21 protein-coding genes are annotated in these 25,311 nt (G+C 60.1%); 9 read left to right on the plus strand and 12 right to left on the minus strand.

Annotated features, from left to right (window positions below; genetic code table 11):
- The first annotated feature begins 8 nt into the window (after positions 1-8).
- The 8 genes from ACQ4MY_RS16395 to ACQ4MY_RS16430 all read left to right on the plus strand — a co-directional run bounded on the left by ACQ4MY_RS16395 (position 9) and on the right by ACQ4MY_RS16430 (position 8,548).
- A complete protein-coding gene (locus ACQ4MY_RS16395) occupies positions 9-803 on the plus strand; it encodes a carbon-nitrogen hydrolase family protein (protein WP_440095829.1) in 795 nt (264 codons plus the stop codon).
- Between the two features lie 38 nt (positions 804-841).
- A complete protein-coding gene (gene pqqF / locus ACQ4MY_RS16400; RefSeq protein ID WP_440095830.1) occupies positions 842-3,256 on the plus strand; it encodes a pyrroloquinoline quinone biosynthesis protein PqqF in 2,415 nt (804 codons plus the stop codon).
- Positions 3,257-3,412: 156 nt separating this feature from the next.
- Positions 3,413-3,487 carry a pyrroloquinoline quinone precursor peptide PqqA gene (pqqA, locus tag ACQ4MY_RS16405; RefSeq protein WP_003422658.1) on the plus strand — a complete coding sequence of 25 codons (75 nt, stop codon included), beginning with the start codon at positions 3,413-3,415 and terminating at the stop codon, positions 3,485-3,487.
- 81 nt (positions 3,488-3,568) lie between these two features.
- Positions 3,569-4,480 (plus strand): pyrroloquinoline quinone biosynthesis protein PqqB, encoded by a 912-nt coding sequence (pqqB, locus tag ACQ4MY_RS16410; protein WP_008085173.1) that lies wholly within the window; start codon positions 3,569-3,571, stop codon positions 4,478-4,480.
- A gap of 134 nt (positions 4,481-4,614) precedes the next feature.
- On the plus strand, positions 4,615-5,367 hold the full coding sequence (pqqC, locus tag ACQ4MY_RS16415) for a pyrroloquinoline-quinone synthase PqqC (protein WP_042561405.1): 753 nt from the start codon (positions 4,615-4,617) through the stop codon (positions 5,365-5,367).
- Entirely contained in the window at positions 5,364-5,639 is a 276-nt protein-coding gene (pqqD, locus tag ACQ4MY_RS16420) for a pyrroloquinoline quinone biosynthesis peptide chaperone PqqD (RefSeq protein WP_008085169.1), read from the plus strand. The genes pqqC and pqqD overlap by 4 nt, the downstream gene beginning before the upstream one ends.
- On the plus strand, positions 5,611-6,771 hold the full coding sequence (pqqE, locus tag ACQ4MY_RS16425) for a pyrroloquinoline quinone biosynthesis protein PqqE (RefSeq protein ID WP_440095832.1): 1,161 nt from the start codon (positions 5,611-5,613) through the stop codon (positions 6,769-6,771). The genes pqqD and pqqE overlap by 29 nt, the downstream gene beginning before the upstream one ends.
- Positions 6,737-8,548 carry a prolyl oligopeptidase family serine peptidase gene (locus ACQ4MY_RS16430; protein ID WP_440095833.1) on the plus strand — a complete coding sequence of 604 codons (1,812 nt, stop codon included), beginning with the start codon at positions 6,737-6,739 and terminating at the stop codon, positions 8,546-8,548. Before pqqE ends, ACQ4MY_RS16430 begins: the two co-directional genes overlap by 35 nt.
- Positions 8,549-8,659: 111 nt before the next feature.
- On the opposite strand, the gene ACQ4MY_RS16435 is transcribed toward ACQ4MY_RS16430, so the two are convergent.
- Positions 8,660-8,818 carry a YqaE/Pmp3 family membrane protein gene (locus tag ACQ4MY_RS16435; RefSeq protein WP_003228885.1) on the minus strand — a complete coding sequence of 53 codons (159 nt, stop codon included), beginning with the start codon at positions 8,816-8,818 and terminating at the stop codon, positions 8,660-8,662.
- A gap of 195 nt (positions 8,819-9,013) precedes the next feature.
- On the minus strand, positions 9,014-10,297 hold the full coding sequence (locus tag ACQ4MY_RS16440; RefSeq protein ID WP_440095834.1) for an aspartate aminotransferase family protein: 1,284 nt from the start codon (positions 10,295-10,297) through the stop codon (positions 9,014-9,016).
- A gap of 169 nt (positions 10,298-10,466) precedes the next feature.
- On the opposite strand from ACQ4MY_RS16440, the gene ACQ4MY_RS16445 reads away from it, so the two are divergent.
- Positions 10,467-11,381 (plus strand): LysR family transcriptional regulator, encoded by a 915-nt coding sequence (locus ACQ4MY_RS16445; RefSeq protein ID WP_008085162.1) that lies wholly within the window; start codon positions 10,467-10,469, stop codon positions 11,379-11,381.
- A 227-nt stretch (positions 11,382-11,608) separates the two neighbouring features.
- Here the strand turns inward: ACQ4MY_RS16445 and ACQ4MY_RS16450 are convergent, their stop codons facing one another.
- The 10 genes from ACQ4MY_RS16450 to bioF form a co-directional block, all read right to left on the minus strand.
- Positions 11,609-13,387: an acyl-CoA dehydrogenase C-terminal domain-containing protein gene (locus ACQ4MY_RS16450; protein WP_440095836.1), complete on the minus strand. Its 1,779-nt coding sequence runs from the start codon at positions 13,385-13,387 to the stop codon at positions 11,609-11,611.
- 197 nt (positions 13,388-13,584) lie between these two features.
- Complete coding sequence (locus tag ACQ4MY_RS16455) at positions 13,585-15,381, minus strand: acyl-CoA dehydrogenase C-terminal domain-containing protein (protein ID WP_440095837.1); 1,797 nt, start codon at positions 15,379-15,381, stop codon at positions 13,585-13,587.
- Between the two features lie 89 nt (positions 15,382-15,470).
- The gene (locus tag ACQ4MY_RS16460; RefSeq protein ID WP_008085156.1) at positions 15,471-16,760 is read right to left on the minus strand and encodes a GGDEF domain-containing protein; all 1,290 of its coding nucleotides are present in this window, start codon (positions 16,758-16,760) and stop codon (positions 15,471-15,473) included.
- A 197-nt stretch (positions 16,761-16,957) separates the two neighbouring features.
- Positions 16,958-19,060 (minus strand): cytochrome-c peroxidase, encoded by a 2,103-nt coding sequence (locus tag ACQ4MY_RS16465; protein ID WP_440095838.1) that lies wholly within the window; start codon positions 19,058-19,060, stop codon positions 16,958-16,960.
- A gap of 273 nt (positions 19,061-19,333) precedes the next feature.
- On the minus strand, positions 19,334-21,139 hold the full coding sequence (locus ACQ4MY_RS16470; protein WP_008085151.1) for a phenylacyl-CoA dehydrogenase: 1,806 nt from the start codon (positions 21,137-21,139) through the stop codon (positions 19,334-19,336).
- A gap of 274 nt (positions 21,140-21,413) precedes the next feature.
- The gene (locus tag ACQ4MY_RS16475; RefSeq protein ID WP_158828765.1) at positions 21,414-21,710 is read right to left on the minus strand and encodes a pyrroloquinoline quinone biosynthesis protein PqqE; all 297 of its coding nucleotides are present in this window, start codon (positions 21,708-21,710) and stop codon (positions 21,414-21,416) included.
- 108 nt (positions 21,711-21,818) lie between these two features.
- A complete protein-coding gene (gene bioD, locus ACQ4MY_RS16480; RefSeq protein WP_158828763.1) occupies positions 21,819-22,499 on the minus strand; it encodes a dethiobiotin synthase in 681 nt (226 codons plus the stop codon).
- On the minus strand, positions 22,496-23,305 hold the full coding sequence (gene bioC / locus ACQ4MY_RS16485; RefSeq protein ID WP_158828761.1) for a malonyl-ACP O-methyltransferase BioC: 810 nt from the start codon (positions 23,303-23,305) through the stop codon (positions 22,496-22,498). Before bioC ends, bioD begins: the two co-directional genes overlap by 4 nt.
- Positions 23,298-24,029 carry an alpha/beta fold hydrolase gene (locus ACQ4MY_RS16490; protein WP_440095841.1) on the minus strand — a complete coding sequence of 244 codons (732 nt, stop codon included), beginning with the start codon at positions 24,027-24,029 and terminating at the stop codon, positions 23,298-23,300. The genes bioC and ACQ4MY_RS16490 overlap by 8 nt, the downstream gene beginning before the upstream one ends.
- Positions 24,022-25,200, minus strand: coding sequence for an 8-amino-7-oxononanoate synthase (bioF, locus tag ACQ4MY_RS16495; RefSeq protein ID WP_440095842.1), 1,179 nt, complete (start codon positions 25,198-25,200; stop codon positions 24,022-24,024). Before bioF ends, ACQ4MY_RS16490 begins: the two co-directional genes overlap by 8 nt.
- Between the last annotated feature and the right edge of the window lie 111 nt (positions 25,201-25,311).

Consider the following 25,311-nt stretch of genomic DNA (forward strand, 5'->3'; position numbering starts at 1 on the left):
AATCCCTGATGCGTGTAGCCCTTTACCAATGTCCACCGCTGCCACTGGAACCCGCCGCCAACCTGCAACGCTTGCATCAAGTGGCGATGGAGGCCAAGGGCGCGGATCTGCTGGTGCTGCCGGAGATGTTCATGACCGGCTACAACATTGGCCCCGAAGCGGTCAGCACCTTGGCCGAGGTCTACAACGGTGAATGGGCGCAGCAGATCGGGCGGATCGCCAAGGCTGCGGGTCTGGCGATTGTTTATGGCTATCCGGAACGCACCGCCGACGAGCAGATTTACAACGCCGTGCAACTGATCGATTCGCACGGCGAGCGCTTGTGCAATTACCGCAAAACGCATCTGTTCGGTGATCTGGATCGCTCGATGTTCAGCCCCGGCGACGATGATTTTCCGATCGTCGAACTCAACGGCTGGAAGCTCGGTTTCCTGATCTGCTACGACCTCGAGTTTCCGGAGAACACCCGCCGTCTGGCGCTCGCCGGCGCCGAGCTGATTCTGGTGCCGACGGCGAACATGATTCCGTTCGATTTCGTTGCTGACGTCACCGTGCGATCGCGCGCCTTCGAAAACCAGTGCTACGTGGCCTACGCCAACTATTGCGGCAGCGAAGGCGACATCCACTACTGCGGGCAAAGCAGCCTCGCCGCACCGGATGGCAGCCGCATCGCCCAGGCCGGACTCGACGAAGCGCTGATCATCGGCGAACTGGATCGACAGTTGATGCTCGACTCCCGCGCCGCCAACCGCTACCTCAGCGACCGCCGCCCGGAGCTTTACGGCGCGCTCAACCGGCGCTAATCCGCTAGCATTGGCACTTCACTGTTCTGGAAGTGCCCATGCCTGCGCCGACTCACCCCCGCCCCCACACTGAAACCCTGGCCAACGGCTTGCGTGTGACCCTGCGTCATTTACCCGGCCTGAAGCGCAGCGCCGCCGCGTTGCGCGTGGCTGCCGGTAGCCATGACGTGCCGCTGGAGTGGCCGGGGCTGGCGCATTTTCTCGAGCATTTGCTGTTTCTCGGCACCGAGCGTTTTCCTACGAGCGAAGGGCTGATGGCCTACGTGCAAGGTCAAGGTGGCCAGGTCAATGCCAGCACTCGCGAACGCACCACTGACTTTTTCTTTGAGTTGCCGACGCGCTCGTTCAGCGATGGGCTGGAGCGTCTGTCAGACATGCTCGCCAAGCCGCGTATGAATCTGGACGATCAGTTGCGGGAACGGGAAGTGTTGCAGGCGGAATTTGCCGCTTGGTCGCAGGATCCTGCAGCGCAGCAGCAGTTTTCCTTGTACGAAGGTTTACCCGCAGAGCATCCGTTGCGCGGGTTTCATGCAGGGAATCGGGACAGCCTGCACATTGAGCAGCCGGCATTTCAACAGGCGCTCAACGATTTCCATCAGCAGTTTTATCAGACGGGGCAGATGACACTGAGCTTGGTCGGGCCGCAGAGCCTCGAAGAGTTGAAAGCGCTCGCTGAGCAATTCGCGGCGGCTTTGCCGGTTGGGGATAACGTTGCGCAGGCGGCAACCGTGCCGCTGGCGGTGAAAAGTTATCAACAGGTCAGTGAGCGACGCGGCAATCTGCTGTTTGCGTTTGATGCCTTGCCTGAGTCATCCGTCGAGGCTTTGGCTTTTCTTTGTCATTGGCTGAACAGCTCAAAACCCGGCGGGCTGCTCGCGCATTTGCAGGAGCAAAAACTGGCAGATGGATTGAACGCCGCGCCGGTTTATCACTTCGACGGGCAAGCGTTGTTGCATCTGGAATTCACCGCTCCAGCGGAATCGTTAAACGCTATTCGCGAACAACTGCTCGATTGGCTGAGTTTCTTTGCTCAGCAAGATTGGACGCCATTGCGCAAGGAATACGCGGCCCTGCTTGAACGTCAGCAGCAAGTCAGCGGCGCCCTGCAACTGGCGCGGCTGGACAGTGAGCAATTGGAAAATGGCCTGTCCGAGACAGGCGTAACAGCCCTCTCACAGATCCTCGGCGAAATCGGCACTGTGGATAACTTCAGCGATCATTGGCACCTGCCTGCCGCCAATCCTTTCCTGCGAGCCAATGAACCGTTGGCCAATGCCGGACTGATTCGCGGCCAGACCAGCGCCCACCGAGGCCTGCGCACGTTCGCTCAGGATCGTTCGCGCGGCCGTCGTGAACGCTCGCCAATGCAGTTCAGCCAAGCGTTGCCGGACAGCACTGATGCAGGCGCGATTTATCTACGTTGGCAGATGGAGGCCGCCGCCAGCACTGATCTGCAATCGCGGTTGCAGCGCAGTCTTCGGCAAACGCAGCAAGATGCGCGTGAGGCCGGCGTCGAGCTGATTTTCAGCGCCACTGGCAATCAGTGGCTACTGAAACTCACCGGATTGCAGGAGCCAATGCCCGGCGTCCTCGAGCACGCGCTGAAATGTCTGACACAGGTTGACGCCGATTCATCGCTTGCTGAGCCGAAACCGCCGCTGATCCCCATTCGCCAACTGCTTGAAATGCTGCCGGAACATGTTCTGCCATCAGCCAAAACCGGCGATGACGCGAATCACCTGTGGACAACTTCGCGTTGGGACGGCCTCGCTCTGGGGCTCAACCCACACACGCAATCTGCCATGGGCCTGGCGCTGAGCCGTATTCCCGGGATCCCGGACAATCAGCTGCCAACGCCGACGACGATTAAAGAGCAAAAACACTGGAGCTACATCAATACCGGCGCCAGCGAACACGCCTTGCTGCTGTATTGCCCGACCGCCAACCGCGACATCGCCGACGAAGCCGCCTGGCGAATGCTCGCGCAACTTGGTCAGACGCCCTTCTACCAACGTCTGCGAGTCGAATTGCACTTGGGCTACGCGGTGTTCAGTGCGTTGCGCCAGATGCAAGGCCAGACCGGCCTCCTCTTCGGCGTGCAATCGCCAAATGCCAAACCTGCGGCGTTGCTTGGGCATATCCAACAGTTTCTCAACGGCATGCCCGCGCTGATCGAACAGCTCGATGAGGCCAGCCTCAGCCGCCACCGGCAAAACCTCGGCAATCAATTCGACGACGCCACACTGGCCAGCAAAGAGGCGGCTGAATTGCTCTGGCAGGCAAAACTCGCGGGCCACTCGTCGGATTTTCTTGAACAGTTGACCGCCGCCATCCATCAACTGGATCGCCAGACATTGCTCGCGGCTGCTCAACGCTTGATCAACGCAGACGGCGGCTGGCTCTGCCTCGCCAGCGATCCAGCGTGCGAAACCCCGTGGCAAGCGACAAATTGATCATTACCGAGGCTGCAAGGAGCTTTCTCAAAGATTCACGGGCATTTACCCGGAAATTTTGAGTAACATAGCAGCCTAACTATTTGGAACATCTCTGCGCTGCCGTGGACTATAACTATGGACAGCGCTATCCCACCCACCCTGAGGAGACACACCATGTCCTGGACAAAACCGGCTTACACCGACCTGCGTATCGGCTTCGAAGTCACCATGTACTTCGCCAGCCGCTGAGTTCTGCTTACATAGAACTGCAGTGCAACGCCTCGGCTCGCCGGGGCGTTTTATTTTCCGCGTTGAAATGATGGAGTGTTCATGTTCGTCCAGATTCTGGGTTCGGCCGCTGGCGGCGGTTTTCCGCAGTGGAACTGCAACTGCGTCAATTGCGCAGGCTTTCGCGACGGCAGCCTGAATGCCAAGGCCCGCACCCAATCGTCCATCGCGATTTCCGATGACGGCGTGAACTGGGTGCTGTGCAACGCCTCGCCGGACATCCGCGCGCAGCTGCAAAGCTTCGCCCCGATGCAACCGGGCCGTGCCCTGCGCGACACCGGCATCAGCGCAATCATCCTGATGGACAGCCAGATCGACCACACCACCGGCCTGCTCAGCCTGCGCGAAGGCTGCCCGCATCAGGTCTGGTGCACGGACATGGTTCACGAAGACCTCAGCACCGGTTTCCCGCTGTTCAAGATGCTCACGCACTGGAATGGTGGGCTGGACTGGAACCGCATCGAACTCGATCAGAGCTTCACTGTGGCGGCGTGCCCGAACCTGCGTTTCACCCCGCTGCCGTTGCGCAGCGCCGCGCCGCCGTACTCGCCGCACCGTTTCGATCCGCATCCGGGCGACAACATCGGCCTGATCGTGGAAGACCTGAACACCGGCGGCAAATTGTTCTACGCGCCGGGACTGGGCAAGGTCGATGCGCCACTGCTGGAAATCATGGCGAGCAGCGATTGCCTGTTGGTCGACGGCACAATGTGGGACGACGATGAAATGCAACGTCGCGGCGTTGGCACACGTACTGGCCGTGAGATGGGCCATCTGGCGCAGAACGGGCCTGGTGGCATGCTCGAAGTGCTGGAGCAACTGCCCGAGCAGCGCAAGGTACTTATCCACATCAACAACACCAACCCGATTCTCGACGAAGATTCGCCGGAGCGTGCGGAGTTGGCGCGGCGTGACGTTGAAGTGGCGTTCGATGGCATGAGTATTGTGCTGTAGCGGATGGCCCCATCGCTGGCAAGCCAGCTCCCACAAGGTTCTGTGGCGTACACAAAACCTGTGGGAGCTGGCTTGCCAGCGATGACGTCCTGACAGACACCACAGAATCCAACGGTTGTTCCCGGAGAACAGACATGACTGACACGCCAATGTCCCCCACCGAATTCGAAGCCGCCCTGCGCGCCAAAGGCGCCTACTACCACATCTACCACCCGTATCACGTGGCGATGTATGAAGGCCGCGCCACCCGCGAGCAGATTCAGGGCTGGGTCGCCAACCGCTTCTACTATCAGGTGAACATCCCCCTGAAAGACGCGGCGATCCTTGCCAATTGCCCGGACCGGGAAATCCGCCGCGAATGGATTCAACGTCTGCTCGATCACGACGGTGCCCCCGGTGAAGACGGCGGCATCGAAGCCTGGCTGCGCCTCGGTCAAGCGGTCGGTCTCGACCCGGATCAACTGCGCTCCCAGGAATTGGTATTGCCCGGCGTGCGTTTCGCCGTCGACGCCTACGTCAACTTTGCCCGCCGCGCCAGTTGGCAAGAAGCCGCCAGCAGCTCGCTGACTGAACTGTTCGCGCCGCAGATCCACCAGTCGCGCCTCGACAGCTGGCCGCAGCATTACCCGTGGATCGACCCGACCGGTTACGAATACTTCCGCACCCGCCTCGGTCAGGCCCGGCGTGATGTCGAGCACGGTCTGGCGATTACGCTGGAGCACTACAAGACGCGCGAAGGCCAGGAGCGCATGCTGGAAATTCTCCAGTTCAAACTGGACATTCTTTGGAGCATGCTCGATGCCATGAGCATGGCCTACGAACTGAACCGCCCGCCGTATCACAGCGTGACCGAACAACGCGTCTGGCATAAAGGAATCACCTTATGAGTTTCGACCGCAGCAAAGTACCGAGCTGGCGTCCCGGCTACCGCTTCCAGTACGAACCGGCGCAAAAAGGCCATGTGCTGCTGTATCCGGAAGGCATGATCAAGCTCAACGAAACGGCTGCGCTGATTGGTGGTTTGATTGACGGCGAGCGCGATGTCGCGGCGATCATTGCCAAACTCGATGAGCAGTTCCCCGGCGTGCCCGAGCTCGGTGATGACATCGAGCAATTCATGGAGGTTGCCCGTGCTCAGCACTGGATCGAACTTGCCTGATCTGCCGCCCAAGCCTGATATCGGCCTGCCGCTGTGGCTGCTCGCCGAGCTGACTTATCGCTGCCCGCTGCAATGCCCGTACTGCTCCAATCCGCTGGATTTCGCCGAGCAGGGCAAAGAGCTGACCACAGAACAATGGATCAAGGTGTTCCGCGAGGCGCGGGAGATGGGCGCGGCGCAACTGGGCTTTTCCGGTGGCGAGCCGCTGGTGCGTCAGGATCTCGCCGAGCTGATTCATGAAGCGCGGCAGTTGGGTTTCTACACCAACCTGATCACCTCCGGCATCGGCCTGACCGAGCAGAAAATCAGCGACTTCAAGAAGGCCGGCCTCGATCACATCCAGATCAGTTTCCAGGCCAGCGACGAGCAAGTGAACAACCTGCTCGCCGGCTCGAAAAAAGCCTTCGCGCAGAAGCTGGAAATGGCCCGCGCAGTGAAGGCCCACGGCTATCCGATGGTGCTGAATTTCGTCACCCATCGGCACAATATCGACAAGATCGACCGCATTATTGAGCTGTGCATTGCGCTTGAAGCCGACTTCGTCGAACTCGCCACTTGCCAGTTTTACGGTTGGGCGCAGCTCAATCGTGTCGGCCTGTTACCGACCAAGGAACAACTGGTGCGCGCCGAACGCATCACCAATGAATACCGCGCGAAGCTGGAAGCCGAAGGGCATCCGTGCAAGCTGATTTTTGTCACCCCGGATTACTACGAAGAGCGCCCGAAAGCCTGCATGAACGGTTGGGGCAGCATCTTTCTGACGGTCACCCCGGACGGCACCGCCCTGCCCTGCCATGGCGCCCGACAGCTGCCGGTACAATTTCCCAATGTGCGCGATCACAGCATGCAGCACATCTGGTACGACTCGTTCGGCTTCAACCGCTTTCGCGGTTACGACTGGATGCCCGAGCCGTGCCGCTCGTGCGATGAGAAAGAAAAAGACTTCGGCGGCTGCCGCTGCCAGGCATTCATGCTCACCGGTGATGCGAGCAACGCTGACCCTGTGTGCAGCAAATCCGAACATCACGGCGTGATCCTCAAGGCCCGCGAAGAAGCCGAGACCGCCACCCAAACCATCGAACAACTGGCCTTCCGCAATGAACGAAACTCACGCCTCATCGCCAAGGGCTGAGCCTTTCAGCGCTTCGCAAGCCGTCGCTGCCGGCATGGACTTCGCCGAGTTGCAACTCGGCGCCAATGGGCTGTTCTGGAATGAATATCGTCCGGAAGATGCCGCGTGCCGGATCTGGCATTGGCGCGATGGTGTGGCGAAATGTCTGACGCCGGATGGCTTCAGTGTGCGCAGTCGGGTGTACGAATATGGCGGTGGCGCGTTTTGTCTGACGCCGGATGGGGTGGTTTTCGTCGCTGAGGCGGATCAGCAGTTGTATCGGCAGACGCTGGATGGCGAGCCTGCGGCGCTGACATCGGGCGAGTGTCGTTATGGCGATGTGCATTTTGCTTTCGGCCAGGTGCTGGCGGTGGAAGAACAGCGTGATCAACATCGGCTGGTGGCAATTGATCTGGCGGATGGGACGCGACATTTGTTGGTTGAGGGCGCGGATTTTTATGCGGCGCCAACACTCAGCCCGGATGGCCAGCGTTTAGCGTGGATCGAGTGGAGTCGACCGCACCAGCCGTGGACATCGACTCGACTGATGGTGGCTGAGCGCCTGGCGGACGGTGCATTCAGTTCGCCGCGCTGCGTGGCTGGCGCCGAGATTGAAGAGTCCATTCAACAACCACGATTTGATGCTGAAGGTCGGCTGTATTGCCTGACTGATCGCGGTGGTTTCTGGCAGCCATGGGCTGAGACTTCTGATGGTTTGAAGCCATTGCCCGCTGCTCAGGCCGATCATGCACCGGCGCCTTGGCAACTCGGCGGCTGCACCTGGTTACCTGTTGAAGATTCAGTTTTAGCCAGTCGGAGTGAAGGTGGTTTTGGCCGTCTGACATTGGGCGATGAAGATTTCACCGGTGACTACAGCCGCTTCCGTCATCTGGCTCTGGATGCGCAATTTATCTACTGCATCGCGGCCTCGCCGATCAGCCCTTCGGCGGTTATTGCCATTGATCGAGCAACGCGTGAAGTGAAAGTGCTGGCCGGTGGCGTGGCGCCCCTGCCCGCCCAGCGCATCAGTCGTCCGCAAACGTTGCGTTATCCAAGCGGATCGGGCGAAGCGCATGGGTTTTTCTATCCGGCCATGAGCGGCGAGACGAAACCGCCGCTGGTGGTGTTCATCCATGGCGGCCCGACGTCGGCCTGCTATCCGATGCTCGACCCGCGCATTCAATACTGGACGCAACGCGGCTTCGCCGTCGCCGATCTCAACTATCGCGGCAGCAGCGGTTATGGCCGGGAGTATCGTCAGGCGTTGCATCTGAGCTGGGGTGAGGTGGATGTCGAGGACGCTTGCGCGGTAGTGAGCTATCTCGCCGAACAGGGTTTGATCGACGGTAATCGCGCGTTCATTCGAGGCGGCAGCGCAGGCGGTTACACCACGTTGTGCGCATTGGCGTTCAAGCAGGTATTCCGCGCTGGCGCCAGCCTTTACGGGGTCAGCGATCCGGTGGCGTTGGCTCGGGCGACGCATAAGTTCGAAGGCGATTATCTGGACTGGCTGATCGGCGATCCCGAGCGAGACGCCGAACGCTACGCCGCCCGCACGCCACTACTGCACGCCGACAACATCCGCGTGCCGGTGATTTTCTTTCAGGGTGAACTCGACGCAGTGGTTGTCCCGCAACAGACCCGCGACATGGTCACGGCACTGGAGCAGAACGGCATCCCGGTCGAAGCCCATTATTACCCCGACGAGCGCCACGGCTTCCGCCGCGCCACCAATCAGGCGCATGCGCTGGAACAGGAGTGGAAATTCTATCGACGGGTGATGGGATTTACAGACTGAAACCCTCTCCCTGTAGGAGCTGCGGCACGCTGCGATCTTTTGATCCTGATCCTCGAATTAAAATCAAAAGATCGCAGCGTGCCGCAGCTCCTACAGGTTTATGCCGCTGACTCAGCGCTTGGCGATGATGTACACCGCATGCACGATCCCCGGAATATACCCGCACAACGTCAGCAGAATGTTCAACCAGAACGCCCCGCCAAACCCGACCTGCAGAAACACGCCCAGTGGTGGCAACAGAATAGCGATGATGATGCGAATAAAATCCATGGGGCAGCTCCTGAATGGGGGTTGGCTCACTTGAGCCATACAAGCTAATCGACCCGCGCCGTTCGTCAGGGTTCAGTGCAACTGCCATTTGATCGCCACCACCTCACAAAAAAAACGCCCCACGCCAAAAGAATCAGGCGTGGGGCGTGCGTTATACCGCGAGACGGTTCTGGAAATCGGGTAGGAAACTTCAGCTCAGACGGCAATCCCTTTGCGGCATTGCAGCTGTGCGGTGCGCACGCGGGCGAACGCGCGACCCAGGCGCAGGAGCATTTCGTCGATGTTGGTTTTGCTCACGGTGAGCGCCGGGGTGAAGCGCAGGCAGTTGGCTTGCGGGGCGTTGAGCAGCAGGCCTTCGTGCAAGGCGGCGTGGACGACGGCGTCGGCGCAATCGTCCGACAGGGTCAGTCCGTAGAACAGGCCTTGGCCGCGCAGTTCGCCGTGGTCGTAGCGGTGCGCCAAGCGGGCCATGCCTTCGCGCAGGTGCTGGCCGTTGTCGTTGACCTGCTGGAGAAAGCTGCGATCGTGCACACTGTCGAGCACCACCAGCCCGGCTGCGGTCATCAGCGCGTTGCCGTGATGCGTGCCGCCGAGTTCGCCCGCCTCGAAACAGCAGGCCCTGCCCCGCGCCAGCAGCGCCGCCAACGGCACACCGCCGCCAAGCCCTTTGCCGAGCACGACGATATCGGCACGCACGCCGTAGGACTGTTCCGCGAGCAAGGTGCCACAGCGACCAATGCCGGTTTGCACTTCGTCGAGGATCAGCAGAATGCCCAACTCACGGCACAGTCGTTCGACACCTTTGAGGTAATGCTCGGTGGCCGGAACAACGCCGGCATCGCTCTGGGTCGGTTCAAGCATGATCGCCACGGTTTGCGCATCGACCGCCGCGTGCAGCGCTGGCAAGTCGTTGAACGGCACCGGATCGAACCCCGGCAGCAACGGCGCGAAACGATTGTGCAGATTGCAGCTGTCCGAAGCAGAAATCGTTGCCAGGCTGCGGCCATGACAACCCTGCTTCGCAACAATAATCCGCGAGGCGCCGCCGCGATGCAGTTGGCCCCACTTGCGTGCCAGTTTGATCGCCGCTTCACAGGCTTCGCTGCCGCTGTTGAGCAGGTAAGCCTGATCGCTGGCGGTAGCGGCGCACAGCCGCTCGGCGAGGCTGAGCATGCCGCGATTGTGCAGGTTGAAACCGGGATTGATCAGCGCCTGCGCCTGACTGCTGATGGCTTTGACCAGCGCCGACGGGCTGTGGCCGAGGCTGTTGGCGCCGCCGGCCTGAGAAAAGTCGAGATACGCGCGGTCGTTACTGTCCCATAGCCACGAACCCTGACCACGAACGAATACCTGCTGCGGCCGTTCGACACTGGGCATCAGCCGCTCGGCGTTAAGACTTTCGCTGTTTTCAGAGAAATTGGCCTCGAACGCGAGGTCATCAAGACTCGGCGCCTGGCGCCGCAAACTGAACAGATTCATTGCAAAAAACCTCGTTTGAGGTGTTTTGAACTGCCTATGTAAACACTGTCGAAGCGAACGCTATTCATCGCGCTTTCTGGCCCTGTAAGCCTTGTGAATGCGGTTAGACTAGGCGCACTGACGGCTTCGGGCCATTTCGATTTCTCAGCATTTTCGATAAGCATTACTTATGGATTTCAAACAACTGCGTTATTTCGTCGCGGTCTACGAAGAGGGCCATGTCGGCCGGGCGGCGGAGCGCCTGTCGATCTCGCAGCCAGCGTTGTCGCAGCAGATCCGCCAACTTGAGCAGAACCTCGACGTCACGCTGTTCGAGCGCAGCAGCAAACGTCTGCTGCCGACCCTCGCCGCACACACTTTGTACAACCATGCCTTGCCGCTGCTCGATGGTTTGCAACGGGCACGCGAGGCGTTGGGCAACTTCAAGGGACAGGCCTTGCGCACGCTGGCGATCGGCGTACTGCAAACGGTTCACACCAGTCTGGTGCCGCAAATGCTTGAGCGGGTGCGCAAGGCGCAGCCGCATCTGGTGGTGCAGATTTATGAATTGACTGGACTTGAGATCGAGCGGCGCCTGCTCAACGGGTCGCTGGACATTGGCATCAGTTATCTGCCGCCGCGCCAACCGGGCCTGCATGGCGTGATGCTCTATGAAGACGAACTGACGCTGGTGATCCCGGCGGATCATCCGTTGCGCGAATTCAAGAAAGTCTCGATGCGCCAGGCCGCCGAATTGCCGATGCTGCTGTTGGGCGAGGAGTTCCAGATCCGCCAGATCTGGCAGGCGCAACTCACAGCCTTGGGACGGCGCCCGCAAGTGCAGGCCGAACTGAACAATATGGTGGGGATTCTCGACAGTCTGCCGCACACCAAATTGGCGACGGTGCTGCCTGGGCGTTCGCAGAAGGAATACGACGATCAGGATCTGCTGTGGAAACCGCTGAGCGAGCCACGGGTGCCGCTGAAGGTGGGTCTGGTGTGTCGCGATGTGCAGCGCCAGCAGGCCTCGTTGGCTCTTTTGCGGACATTGCTGGAAGAAGTGATGGAACGCGAGATGAAGCCAACGCTTGATCCGCTGGCCTGACTACTTTTCTGCAGGCAAAAGAAAACCCCGCCGAAGCGGGGCTTTGCAGACTGTTTCCCTGACATCCATTTCACTCCGCCACCCTGGCAGAATCCTACGTGTCCGTGTTGTTGCTTTGCGCTTCCTGCGCGACGTCCATGAAATGTAGATTAGCTCTGGATCCAATTTCCGACTATGGGAGAACAGCAGCACGTCATGTAAGAGAATGCTTACATGACGTTACATCATCAGAATTGCGCCGCATCCAGCAGGAACAGCGACTCGCTGCCAGCCTTCACCGACGCGCTCAACGAGTGAATGCGCGGCAACAGACGGGCGAAGTAGAAGCGTGCGGTGCCGAGCTTGCTGGCGTAGAAATCGTCCTGCGCTTCTTTGCCCAGCGCAGCTTTGGCCATCAGTGCCCACATGTAAGCGTAGGAAACGTAGCCGAACGCTTGCAGATATTCGACCGAGGCCGCGCCGATTTCGTTCGGGTTGTTTTTCGCCCGATCCAGTACCCACGACGTCAGCTCGTCGAGGGTGTCGACGGCATCGTTCAGCGGCTTGGTGAATTCGCCCAGATCGGCGCTGGCAGTCGCGGTGAAGTGGCGGATCTCGTCAGCGAACAGCTTGTAGAACGCGCCGCCGCTGCCGACGATCTTGCGACCGACCAGATCCAGCGCCTGAATGCCGTTGGTGCCTTCGTAGATCTGGGTGATGCGCACATCACGCACCAGTTGTTCCTGGCCCCACTCACGGATGTAGCCATGGCCACCGAAAATCTGTTGGCCGTGCACGGTGGTTTCCAGACCGAGATCGGTGAGGAACGCTTTGGCCACCGGCGTCAGCAACGCGACCAGATCTTCGGCACGCTTGCGGGTCGCGGCGTCTTCGCTGAACTTGGCGGTGTCGAGTTGCATCGCCACGTAAGTGGAGAACGCACGGCCGCCTTCGTTCGAGGCTTTCATGGTCAGCAGCATGCGCCGCACGTCCGGGTGGACGATGATCGGGTCAGCGACTTTGTCTTTGTTTTGCGCGCCCGTCGGTGAACGGCTTTGCAGACGGTCGCGCGCGTATTCAACGGCGTTCTGATAAGAGCGCTCGCCGGTCGCCAGGCCTTGGATGCCGACGCCCAGACGCTCGTAGTTCATCATGGTGAACATCGCGTTGAGGCCTTTGTTCGGCTCGCCGACCAGATAACCCACGGCTTCGTCGAAGTTCATCACGCAGGTCGCGGAGGCCTGGATGCCCATCTTGTGTTCGATCGAACCGCAGTTCGCCGGGTTGCGCGCGCCGAGGCTGCCGTCGGCGTTGACCATGAACTTCGGCACGAGGAACAGCGAGATGCCTTTAGGGCCCGCCGGGGCGTCCGGCAGTTTCGCCAGCACCAGGTGAATGATGTTTTCGGTGAGGTCGTGTTCGCCACCGGTGATGAAGATCTTGGTACCGCTGACCTTGTAGGAACCGTCGGCCTGAGGCTCAGCCTTGGTACGAATAATCCCCAGGTCGGTGCCGGCGTGCGGCTCGGTCAGGCACATCGAACCGGCCCAGATGCCGGCGTACATGTTCGGCAGGTACGCGGCTTTCAGCTCTTCGCTGGCGTGGGCGTTGATCGACAGGCAGGCACCGGCGGTCAACATCGGGTACAGACCGAAGGACAGGCTGGCGGAGTTGACCATTTCTTCAACTTGCGCCGACACGGCTTTGGGCATGCCCATGCCGCCGAACTCTGGATCACCGCCCACGCCGACCCAACCGCCTTCGGCGTAAGTCTGATAAGCCTGTGGGAAACCGGCCGGGGTGGTGACGGCGCCGTCGGCCCAATGGCAGCCTTCTTCGTCAGCGGCACGGCTCAAAGGCGCGATGCTTTTGCTGGTGACCTTGCCGGCCTCTTCGAGAATGGCTTCAACGGTTTCGGCGTCGACGGTCTCGGCCAGTGCCGGCAGTTCGGCCCAGAGTTTGGCGACCTCGAACACTTCATTGAGGACGAAGCGCATATCGCGCAGCGGCGCTTTGTAGTCAGCCATGGCAAACCTCGCAAGATCTAAACGGTGATTCGTGGAATGATGTTTTCGTTGAGCCCGAGTGTACCTCAACAACTTTTGCGACACATAGGGTCAACCGGTGACTGATTTGTTATTTTTAGTCACCACAAAAAATCGCAGCCCCGCCAACCCCAAATTCCCTGTAGGAGCTGCCGAAGGCTGCGATCTTTTGATCTTCTTTAAAGCGCAAACAACTCCGCCGGCAACTTCATCAAACAATCACTCCCCGCCTCAATCGCCGCCCGATGCGCCGCCGTACGTGGCAACAAGCGCTTGAAGTAAAACTCGCACGTCGCCAATTTCCCGCGCAGATAATCCGCCTCGCCCTCGCCCGCCTCCAATTGCGCCTGCGCCACCCACGCCATGCGCAACCACAGATAACCGAGAATGATGTAACCGCTGTACATCAGATAATCCACCGACGCCGCGCCCACTTCATCAGGGTTCTTCATGGCCGCCATGCCGACCTTCATGGTCAGGTCGCCCCACTGCTGATTCAGCTCGTTGAGCTGCGCAACAAAACTGCCCAACTGCGGATGGTCAACATTGGTCGCGCAGAACTTGTGGACGATTTTGGTAAAGCCGCGCAGCAATTTGCCCTGACTGCCGAGCACCTTGCGCCCGAGCAGATCCAGCGCCTGAATGCCGTTAGTGCCTTCGTAAATCGGTGCAATCCGACAATCGCGAACCAACTGTTCCATGCCCCATTCACGAATAAAACCGTGGCCGCCAAATACCTGCATGCCGAGGTTGGTCACTTCCAGCCCGCTGTCGGTCATGAACGCTTTGCAGATCGGCGTGAGAAACGCCAGCAGGTCTTCAGCCTCCTGGCGCGCGTCGGCGTCGCTGTTCAGATGTGCGGTATCGAGCAACTGCGCGGTGAAGTAGGTCAGTGCGCGGTTGCCTTCGTTGAAGGCTTTCATGGTCAGCAACATGCGCCGCACGTCGGGGTGGACGATGATTGGGTCGGCGACTTTGTCCGGGGCTTTGGCGCCGGTCAGTGAGCGCATCTGCAAGCGGTCGTTGGCGTATTTGATCGCGCCCTGAAAGCTTGCCTCGCCCAGACACAAGCCCTGCATGCCGGTGCCGAGGCGCGCGTGGTTCATCATGGTGAACATGCAGTTGAGGCCCTTGTTCGGCTCGCCGATCAGGTAGCCCTTGGCGCCATCGAAGTTGAGCACGCAGGTGGCCGAAGCCTTGATGCCCATCTTGTGTTCGATCGAACCACAGGAAACACCGTTGCGTTCGCCCGCTTCGCCCGCCGTGTCCGGCAAGAACTTCGGCACGATAAACAGCGAGATGCCCTTGGTCCCGGCTGGCGCGTCCGGCAGTTTCGCCAACACCAGATGGATGATGTTGTCGCTCATGTCGTGCTCGCCGGCGGAGATGAAAATCTTGCTGCCGGTGACCGCATAACTGCCGTCAGCCTGAGGCACGGCGCGGGTCTTGATGATGCCCAGATCGGTGCCGCAGTGGGCTTCGGTCAGGCACATGGTGCCGGTCCACTGGCCGGCGGTGAGTTTGCTCAGGTAGGTTTCTTTCTGCTCGGCGCTGCCGTGGGCGTGGATCGCCGACATCGCGCCGTGGGTCAGGCCCGGGTACATGCCCCACGAGGTGTTGCTGGAGCCGACCATTTCGCTGATCACCAACCCCAGCGAACTCGGCAGACCCTGGCCGCCGTAGGTCGGATCTGCCGCCAGACCATGCCAGCCACCTTCGACATATTGTGCGAAAACCTGCTTGAAGCCTGTAGGCGTTGTCACCACACCGTTGTCGAAATGGCAGCCCTCCTCGTCACCGCTGCGATTGAGCGGCGCCAGAACGTTTTCGCAGAACTTCGCGCCCTCTTCGAGGATCGCGTTGATCATGTCCGGGCTCGCGTCATCCGCGCCGAGGGCGGCGTAGTTGGCGTGGAAGTCGAAGACGTGGTCGATCAGAAAGCGCATGTCGCGCAGGGGAGCTTTGTATTCAGGCATGGTGGCTTCTCCGTCAGCAGATTCCTCAACCTACTGCCGGCCACCACGCCCGACAATCATTGTGCAGACGCTGAATGCGCCGTCATCACTCAACCTGCGGCCGTGCCCATGCGCACCGCGCCACGGCGGTTCTGGCCGAACGCGACGACGCAGTTTCGCCCTGCGCCTTTGGCGCTGTAGAGCGCCTCGTCGGCTGATTTCAGGACTTGCTCGGGGTTGCGCTGCTCAACGCGCTCGGCGACGCCGATACTCACCGTCACCGACACGCTCGAAGCACCCGAGCCGGCGCGACGCTGACGTCCTTGTTGGTCGTCGTTCGGGCGGTTTTCCTGATTGCGCAGTTGAATGTTGTAGGACGCAATCGACTCGCGAATCACTTCCAGATGCGGCATGCACTCTTCAAGGGTTTTGCCTGCAAACACCAGGGCGAATTCCTCACCGCCATAGCGATACGCCCTACCGCCACCGCTGATTTTCGACAGCTTGCTGGCGACCAGACGCAGCACTTGGTCACCAACATCGTGGCCGTGGGTGTCGTTGAATTTCTTGAAGTGGTCGACGTCGCTCATCGCCAGCACATAGTTGCGGCCGAGGCGCTGCATGCGTTCGTTGAGTGCGCGACGCCCCGGCAGACCGGTGAGTTCGTCGCGGAAGGCCATTTGATAAGCCTCGTGCGCAACGGCGGCGGCGATCATCAACATCACCTGGCTGCACATGATGTTCAGGGTAAACGGCAGGATGAAGGTTTTCGGCAGCATCCAGAACACGCCGAGCAGGCCGACCAGTTGGGCCGCGTGCAGCGGGCGCGGGTTGCGCCAGTACTGCCAGGCCAAGAGCAGGAACGCCGAGATAAATACCGGATAGGACAGCTGGATCAGGCTCATCCAAGCGCCGTGCAGCGCCGGCCAGCGGATTTCCGAGAGCCACATCAACAGCGCCTGGGGATAACTTTGCTCAAGCCCCAACGCCACGCTGCCAAACGCGAGTAGAACGGCGAAGCGCGCGACCATGTCCTGAAACAGGTGCGTGCGCTCCTGCCACGCGGCAAACAGGCCAAACAGCAGCGGCAAGAGCAGACAGACCAGATGGAAGACCACGGCGGCGTCTTCGCGCACTTTGCCGTTGTCGCGGTAATAGTCGGTCTGGGTATCGAGCAGAAAGTAGGCGATGTACACCGTGAGCATCAGAAACAGTTCGCGCTGACGTCGGTATACCGCGCAGTAAGCGCCACCCAGCAACAGCACCAACGTCGGCAACACGTTGAACAGCGAAGTGAAGAACACGTTGAGGTCTTTGACGTACGCAGCCGCCAACCCCGCGAGTAACAACAGCAGCGAAGGTAAGAAATGACTGAAACGTACAGCGGAAGAACGCGGCAAGGGTAAAGCTCCGACCCGTCATGGCAAAAAAGATGGCATTGTGCCTGCAATGTGGCCAGTTAAGCACACAATGTGATCCAGATCACAGCCAGTCTCTTTAACGGCAGAAAACCCGACTATCTGAGCGTTTTGCCAAGTTTTTTGCCCTGCGCGGTGTGCTGGCCACCATGACTGATGGCCAGCCTTGGAAAAAACTCTTACAGATCGTTATAGAACGGCAGCAATGGCCCCTCCGCCGGGCTCCGTCCCTCGGCACCGTAGGGCTTGAGATTGAGCGAAGCATCCGCTGCTTGCCGCGTCGTGACCTTCGGACTGGCCGGACGCTGAGTCACGACATTTTCATCGCCGACATGGCCCTGCGGAATCACCAGTGACGGATGATCGAACGGCGCCCGCTCCCAGGCCACGCGCGGATCGGTCAGGCCGATTTCCATGAATTTCACCAGTGCATCGATCTCATCCGGGGTCAGGTTGAGGTTGGTCATGTCAGGATCGAGGTTCGAGGTGTTGTGCTGATTCGCCGAAGGATGCTCGAAACCGCTGGTGTTGTTGGCGTCCTCGCCACGGCGATCACCGCCGCGGTTATAAAACTCCATGACTTGCTTGAGCGTCGCGCGGCTGCCGTTGTGAAAGTACGGCCCGGTCAGCGCGATGTTGCGCAGGGTCGGCGTCTTGAAGGCGCCATCGACCGAATCGCGGAAGTTGACGTTGGGTTTGAGCGTGGCGTCGCACGGAATCGCTGCGCTCAGCGGTGCTTCGAAGGTGCAGACGTCGACATCCAGCGGATCGGCAATGCTGGCGCCCTGCAACAGCTTGTTGTACTGACGGCTGAATGACCACGGATTGCCCCAGGCATCTGTCCCGCCAAGCGCGAGGTCTTCGGAAGTCGGGCGCACGCCGGTGTTGTAGAAACCGTTGTCGTAGAGCGTGGTGAGGTTGTCGGCCATGACCATGCGCTCGATGCGTTCACGCGGGTGCATCAACAGGCGGCTGGCGGCATTGGTCAGCTCCGCACCGCCATGGCAGTTCACACATTTACCCTTGCCGAGAAACAGACTCATGCCCTGGACCTGCTGCGCATTCATGGCGGTTGAATCGCCTTGCAGGTAAGCATCGATGGGCGCCTGATCGGAGATCAACGTGGATTCGTACATCTGAATCGCCAGACCGAAGAACAACGGGAAATTGGCTTCCATCTGCGTATACGGCGCACCACCCACCAGCACGTTTTGCGTGGCGTTCCACAGGCGTGGCTGGAAGGCGTTCTTGATCAGTTCGCGATAGGTCGGGCGCCGCGCGCCGGACACCGAGGCGAGCACGGAATCGTTGGAGGAAATCCGTTGTTGCTTGAGCATCAACTGATCGAGCATGCGCCGGCCGATGTCGGCGAAAGTACGGCCGCCGCAGGACATCTCCACCCCGCTGCCCGGCGGGCCTACTGCTTGCGATGCGGCGGAAGCGTCGTTAAGCGCCAGCCGGACTTTGCTGGCCACGGTGCTGCGCTCGGCGGTTACGTAAATCCCTGCATCGGGATCGCGGTTGCCGAACGGCGAGAAGCCGTTGAACACGTTATTCGCGCGGCCATCCCAGAAATTGCGCACGTTGAACGCCGCGTTGATCACCGACGGCGCGTTACGCCCGGTGCTGCGGCGCACGTTGATGCCGCCGACCTGGAAAATACCGTCGGGCTGCTGGGTGCATTTGTCGAAGCGCGGCTGGTTGGGTTTGACGAAATTGGCGTCGAACACGCCCTGTGAGCCGATCACGTCATCGCTCGAATAGACGATCGGCGAATTGCGTTCCAGTGGATTGCTCAGCACATGGGTCGGGAAGTCGGTTTTCTTCAGCGTGTAGTTCGGCCCGCCCTTGCCGCCGGACAAGGTCGCGTAGGACGCCACGTCACCGGATATGTCGGAGGCCACGAAGGGCTTGTTGAAAATCGAGGCGACGTTAGCGTTGGTGTGTGCCTGGCCGGGGTTGAGCTGGTTGGTGATGCGGTGGTCGACGCCAGCGTGATAGTGGCAGGACGCGCACGCGGTGGCGCCATCGCTGCCGACTTCCATGTCCCAGAACAGCGCTTTGCCGAGCAGAATCGCGGCGGAGCGGTTGAGCACGTAGTCGGTCATCAAGTCCACCTTGCGCCCGCCTTCTGTCCCCGACGGATCGGGCGGCAGCATGCCACGCAGCGATTGCAGGCTCGGCACTTCCGGTACTGGCGGATCCACTTCGGCGGGCGTTGCGGCCATTGCGCCGGAGGCTGCGAGTGCGAGGGGTAGCCAGACAAGTCGGCTGATGTTCATGTGCTTCACCCTGACGGTTGTTGTTATGCGTTTTGCCGGGCGAGAGGCGTCGTGGAACAGCACAGGATTTCTCATGAGCGCCGGTTAATCCGGGCAGTGCAATTAATTGGCCATCTTACTTGGAAACATTTTGAATCAATAAACGCGGGGACAGCGCGCTGGCAGCCACCGTTTCTGCTGGGGAATCGTCCCCAGAGTCGGGGATAAATCCAACGCAAAAAAAAACCGCTGCACCCGAAGGCGCAGCGGTTTTTCAAGAGACTGCGTTAAGGCTTAGTAGCCCAGTGCGAAGTCTTCTTCTTTCATGTCCATCAGGTTGTTGGCACCCGACAGCATGGTCGCCACGTGCGTACGGGTACGCGGCAGGATGCGCTGGAAGTAGAAGCGCGCGGTTTGCAGCTTGGCGGTGTAGAACGCAGCATCGCCGGTGCCTTCTGCCAGCTTTTCAGCGGCCAGACGCGCCATGTCGGCCCAGAAGTAAGCCAGGCAGGCATAACCGGAGTACATCAGGTAGTCCACGGAGGCCGCGCCGACTTCTTCGCGATCTTTCATGGCGGCCATGCCGACCTTCATGGTCAGCTCGCCCCATTCCTTGTTGATTGCCGCCAGCGGTGCGACGAATTCTGCAACGGCTTCGTTGCCTTCGTTGTTCTGGCAGAACTTGTGGACGATCTTGGTGAAGCCTTTCAGGGCTTCGCCTTGCGTCATCAGCACTTTACGGCCGAGCAGGTCGAGTGCCTGGATACCGGTGGTGCCTTCGTACAGCATCGAAATGCGGCTGTCGCGAACGTTCTGCTCCATGCCCCACTCGGCGATGAAGCCGTGGCCGCCGTAGATCTGAACGCCGTGGTTGGCGGATTCGAAACCGACTTCGGTCATGAACGCTTTAGCGATCGGGGTCATGAAAGCCAGCAGTGCGTCGGCTTTCTTCTTTTCTTCTTCATCGACGCCGTATTTGACGATGTCGACCTGTTTGGCGGTGAAGTACACCATCGCACGGTTGCCTTCGGCGAACGCCTTCATGGTCAACAGCATGCGGCGTACGTCAGGATGAACGATGATCGGGTCAGCGGCTTTTTCCGGCGCTTTCGGGCCAGTCAGCGAACGCATTTGCAGACGATCGCGAGCGTATTTCAGGCCGCCCTGGAAACCAATTTCGGCGTGGGCCAGACCTTGCAGCGCGGTACCCAGACGTGCGGTGTTCATAAAGGTGAACATGCAGTTCAGGCCTTTGTTCGCCGGGCCGATCAGGTAACCGGTAGCGCCGTCGAAGTTCATCACGCAAGTGGCGTTGCCGTGGATGCCCATCTTGTGTTCCAGCGAACCGCATGTCACTGCGTTGCGCTCACCGACGGTGCCATCAGCGTTCGGCATGAACTTTGGAACGATAAACAGCGAGATGCCTTTGGTGCCAGCCGGTGCGTCCGGCAGGCGGGCCAGCACGATGTGGACGATGTTATCGGCCATGTCGTGTTCACCGGCCGAGATGAAGATCTTGGTGCCGGAAACCTTGTAGGAGCCGTCGGCCTGAGGTTCGGCCTTGGTGCGCAACATGCCCAGGTCGGTGCCGCAGTGCGGTTCGGTCAGGCACATGGTGCCGGTCCATTCGCCGGAAACCAGCTTGGTCAGATAGGCTTCTTGCTGCTCAGGCGTGCCGTGCTCGGAGATGGTGTTCATCGCGCCGTGCGACAGGCCTGGGTACATGCCCCACGACCAGTTGGCTTCGCCAACCATTTCGCTTACGGCCAGACCCAGCGACTCCGGCAGGCCTTGGCCGCCGTGCTCGACGTCGTGCGCCAGGCTTGGCCAGCCGCCTTCAACGAATTGCTTGTAAGCCTCTTTGAAGCCCGTCGGGGTTTTCACGCCGGACTCGCTCCAGGTGCAACCTTCGAGGTCGCCCACGCGGTTCAGCGGTGCCAGTACCTGCTCACAAAACTTGGCGCCTTCTTCGAGAATGGCGTCAACCATGTCCGGAGTTGCGTCTGCGCAAGCCGGAAGGCTCTGATAGTGCGCTTCGTAGCCGAGCAGCTCGTCACGAACGAAGCGAATATCACGCAAGGGGGCCTTGTAGTCAGGCATAGCGATAAACCTCTGCTGATGTAACCGGGAATGAACGACCGCGTTGATTTGTTGTGACGGTCAAACAGTTGTTTGAAACATACGTTTACGCCGAAATCTTGTCAAGCATCGATCTTTTGCCGTTCGTCATCACGTCCGGTAAACGCTGGGCACAGCAAACCGCCATTGGCTCAGGCGAGTCATCGGCGCTGAAAAAAGATTAGTTGAGGGAGAAGGACTTACAACGAAAAACGCCGCGACAAGGCGCGGCGTTCAGGAAACTGATGGCAAAAAATCAGGCAAATGTATCGATGATTGTCCCGAGCATTTCATCGGATGCCTTGGCAACCTTCACGCCCAGCTCCGCCTGGAGCTTGCCCTGAGACATCTCGACCATATTGCTGGCCAGATCAGATTGCTGAGCACGATCCACGCCACGCAGACGATCGACCTGCACTTCGGACGACTGGCTGATCACCGAGCGTTCAATCGTATTATTGGCAATCTGGCTGGCAGCCTGATCGACGCGGTTTTGCCCGCTCTGAATCGAGCTCAGACCGGCATAAAAAGCTGTGTTACCGGAGATTTCCATAACGGTTCTCATCCTTGGGAAGGATCAATGGCTGCCATTGAAGCAGAGGTGTCAGAAAAACACCCGTCAAAAACACTAATGGCACAGTGCCTGCCCATAGAGAAAAGCTTAGTCGAGCAAATCCAGCTGTAAATGATCGGCCACTGCTTCTGCGCTCAAAACCTTGAGTTTCGGCACGCGCCCCAGACACGGTGCCGGAATCCGCTCAGCCAATGTCGCCAGATTCTCCTCCAGCCGCGAGGTCTTTGGATCAATGATATTCGCCACCCACCCCGCTAACTGCAGGCCATCACGGGCGATTGCCTCAGCTGTCAGCAGCGCATGACTGATGCAACCCAGTCGCACACCGACGACCAGAATCACCGGCAGCTTCAACGCAATCGCCAAATCCGACAAATTATCCTGATCCGCCAACGGCACGCGCCAGCCACCCGCGCCTTCAATCAAGGTGAAATCGGCGTTCATGGCCAGAATCTCGCGCATCGGCGCCAACAACGATTGCACGGTCAGCGCCACACCCGCTTCACGCGCCGCCAAATGCGGCGCGATGGCCGGCTCGAACGCCACCGGATTGACCTGTTGATAAGTCAGCGGCACCGAACACTCGGCCAGCAGCGCTAGCGCATCCGAATTACGCAAACCCTTGGGCGTGACATCGCACCCGGACGCCACCGGTTTGCCTGCCGCCGTGCTCAAGCCTGCCGACCGCGCCGCGTGCAGCAACCCCGCGGCAACCGTGGTCTTGCCGACATCGGTGTCGGTTCCGGTGATGAAATAGGCTGCGCTCATACGGGTTTCTCCAACACGGCGTAGACCACCTGATAAGTCGCCGGCAACCCCGACGCCTCACGGAACTGCTCGTAAGCTTCAACCAAGCCGAGAATCCGCGCGCGCCCGGTCAAACCGCCCGGCCGTCCCGGATTCAGATTGTGTGCGCCCAAGGCTTTCAATTCATGGGTCAGGCTGCGCACATCCGGGTAATGCAGCACGTGCGCCTGTTTCTCCAGACTCAACGTGCGTAAACCGCTGGCCGCGCACATTTGCTCATAGCGAGCGAACTCGCGGAAGCGGTTGACGTGCACCAGCCCGTCGACCTGCCGCCAGCTGTCGCGCAACTCAAACAGCGTCCCTACACAAAGACTAGCAAACGCAAAAATTCCGCCCGGTTTCAGTACGCGAAAGGCCTCGCTGAGCACTGCTTCGAAATCCGCACACCACTGCACCGCGAGGCTGGAGAAGATCAGGTCGCAGGTCGAATCCTGCAACGGCAGCCGCTCGGCATCGCCAGCAATAAAATGCTGCGCACCACCCAACGGACGTGCGTGCTCGAGCATGCCCTCAGCAATGTCCAGCGCCACACCGTGGCTCTCGGCAAACCGCGAAGCCAACGCGCGGGTGAAGTATCCCGTGCCACAACCGAGATCCAGCCAGCGCGCCGGTACAAACTCCGTCGGCAAGCGCTGAATCAACTGTGTACCGACATCACGTTGCAACTCGGCGACGCTGTCGTAACTGGCCGCCGCGCGAGAAAAAGAGGCCGCGACCTGACGCTTGTCAGGCAAGCCGCCAGGCAGCACAAGAGACAAATCAGTCATCACCGCACTCATGTAAAAAAGCCTGGATCGCACCCGCCAGTCCGTGGGGGTCTTCCAGAAGAAACGCATGACTGGCCTGTTCGATCAGACCAATTTCGATATCCGGCAACAAGGCGAACAACGCCCCCGCTGCTTCCGCCGGCACCAAACCGTCCTGCCCGGCGAACAGATGCAACTGCGGCCCGCGAAACGCCTGCAGCGCATCGCGAGTATCCATTTGCGCAAGCAGCTCCAGCCCGGCCATCAATGCTGACGGCGACGTATTCGGCGCACCGCCGAGCAGCAATCGCGACAGGCCGCGCGGGTCTTGCGCGCCTTGAACACACAGCAAAGAGAACCGTTTGAGGGTCGTGCGCGGGTCGGCCTGGCAACCGGCGAGAAACGCGTCGAACGTCTCGCCCGCCATCGCACTCGGCCATTGCTCATGGGTAACAAAACAAGGATTGCTCGCCAGCGTCAGCAATCCGCAGCAACGCTCGCCACGCCGCGCCGCCAATTCGCAGGCGAGCATCCCACCCAACGACCAGCCACCGAGCCACACGTCCTGAGGAATGCGCTCATCAAGTTCGTCGAGCCAGTCTTGCAGATCGCGGGAATCCAGCTCGGGTAACGGCTCGATGTCGACTTTCAGGTGTGCATCGAGACCTTGCAACGCCGCCGCCAAGGGCTCCATCGGCGATACGCCGAGGCCCCAACCGGGCAGCAGAATCAGGCGATCACGCATGGCTTGGCTCCGACGAAAGTTGGGCAAAGCAATCGGCCAGTCCTGCTAACAATAGCTGCACCTGCGCTTCACTGTGGGCGGCGGTCAGGGTCACACGTAAACGCGCGCTGCCGGCAGGCACGGTTGGCGGACGGATCGCAGTAACCATCAGCCCGCGCTCGCGCAACATCTGCGACAAGCGCACCGCGCGCCCGGCGTCGCCAATCATGATCGGCTGGATCGGCGTGAAGCTGTCCATCAGCTCCAGGCCGATATGCTCGGCGCCTTGGCGGAACTGACGGATCAGCGTTTGCAGATGCGCCCGGCGCCAATGCTCGGTGCGCAGCAACTCCAGACTTTTCAGCGTCGCGCAGGCCAACGCGGGGGGCTGGCTGGTGGTGTAAATGTATGGGCGGGCGAACTGGATCAGGCTTTCGATCAGCTCCTCGCTGCCCGCGACGAAAGCGCCAGCCGTGCCGAAGGCTTTGCCGAGGGTGCCGACCAACACCGGCACGTCCTCCTGACTCAGTCCGAAATGCTCGACGATGCCGCCGCCATTCGCACCAAGCGGGCCGAAACCGTGCGCGTCATCGACCATCAGCCACGCGCCTTTGGCCTTGGCTGCGCGGGCGAGTGCCGGCAAGTCGGCCAGGTCGCCGTCCATGCTGAACACGCCGTCGGTGACCACCAGCGTGTTGCCGGTGGCTTTCTCCAGGCGCTTGGCCAGACTTTGCGCATCGTTGTGCAAATAGCGATTGAAACGCGCACCGGACAACAAACCGGCATCCAGCAGCGAAGCATGATTGAGGCGGTCTTCCAGCACCGTATCGCCCTGCCCGACCAGCGCGGTGACCGCACCGAGGTTGGCCATGTAACCGGTGGTAAACAGCAGCGCACGCGGGCGACCGGTGAGGTCGGCCAAGGCTTCTTCGAGTGCATGGTGCGGGCCGCTGTGGCCGATGACCAGGTGCGAAGCGCCGCCACCGACACCCCAGCGCTCAGCGCCGGCGCGCCAGGCTTCGATCACTTGCGGGTGATTGGCCAGACCGAGGTAATCGTTGTTGCAGAAGGCGAGCAACGGTTTGCCGTCGACCACCACTTCAGGCCCCTGCGGGGATTCAAGCAGCGGGCGCTGGCGATAAAGATTTTCGGCACGACGGGCAGCAAGGCGTGCGGCGAGATCGAAAGACATGCAGGCCTCGACAGTAAAAAACAACTTTGTAGGAGCTGCCGCAGGCTGCGATCTTTTGATCTTGTCTTTTTAAAAACAACAGCAAAAGATCGCAGCCTTCGGCAGCTCCTA

Source organism: Pseudomonas sp. SM4 (assembly GCF_051913165.1).
In the GTDB taxonomy this organism is placed as follows: Bacteria; Pseudomonadota; Gammaproteobacteria; order Pseudomonadales; family Pseudomonadaceae; genus Aquipseudomonas.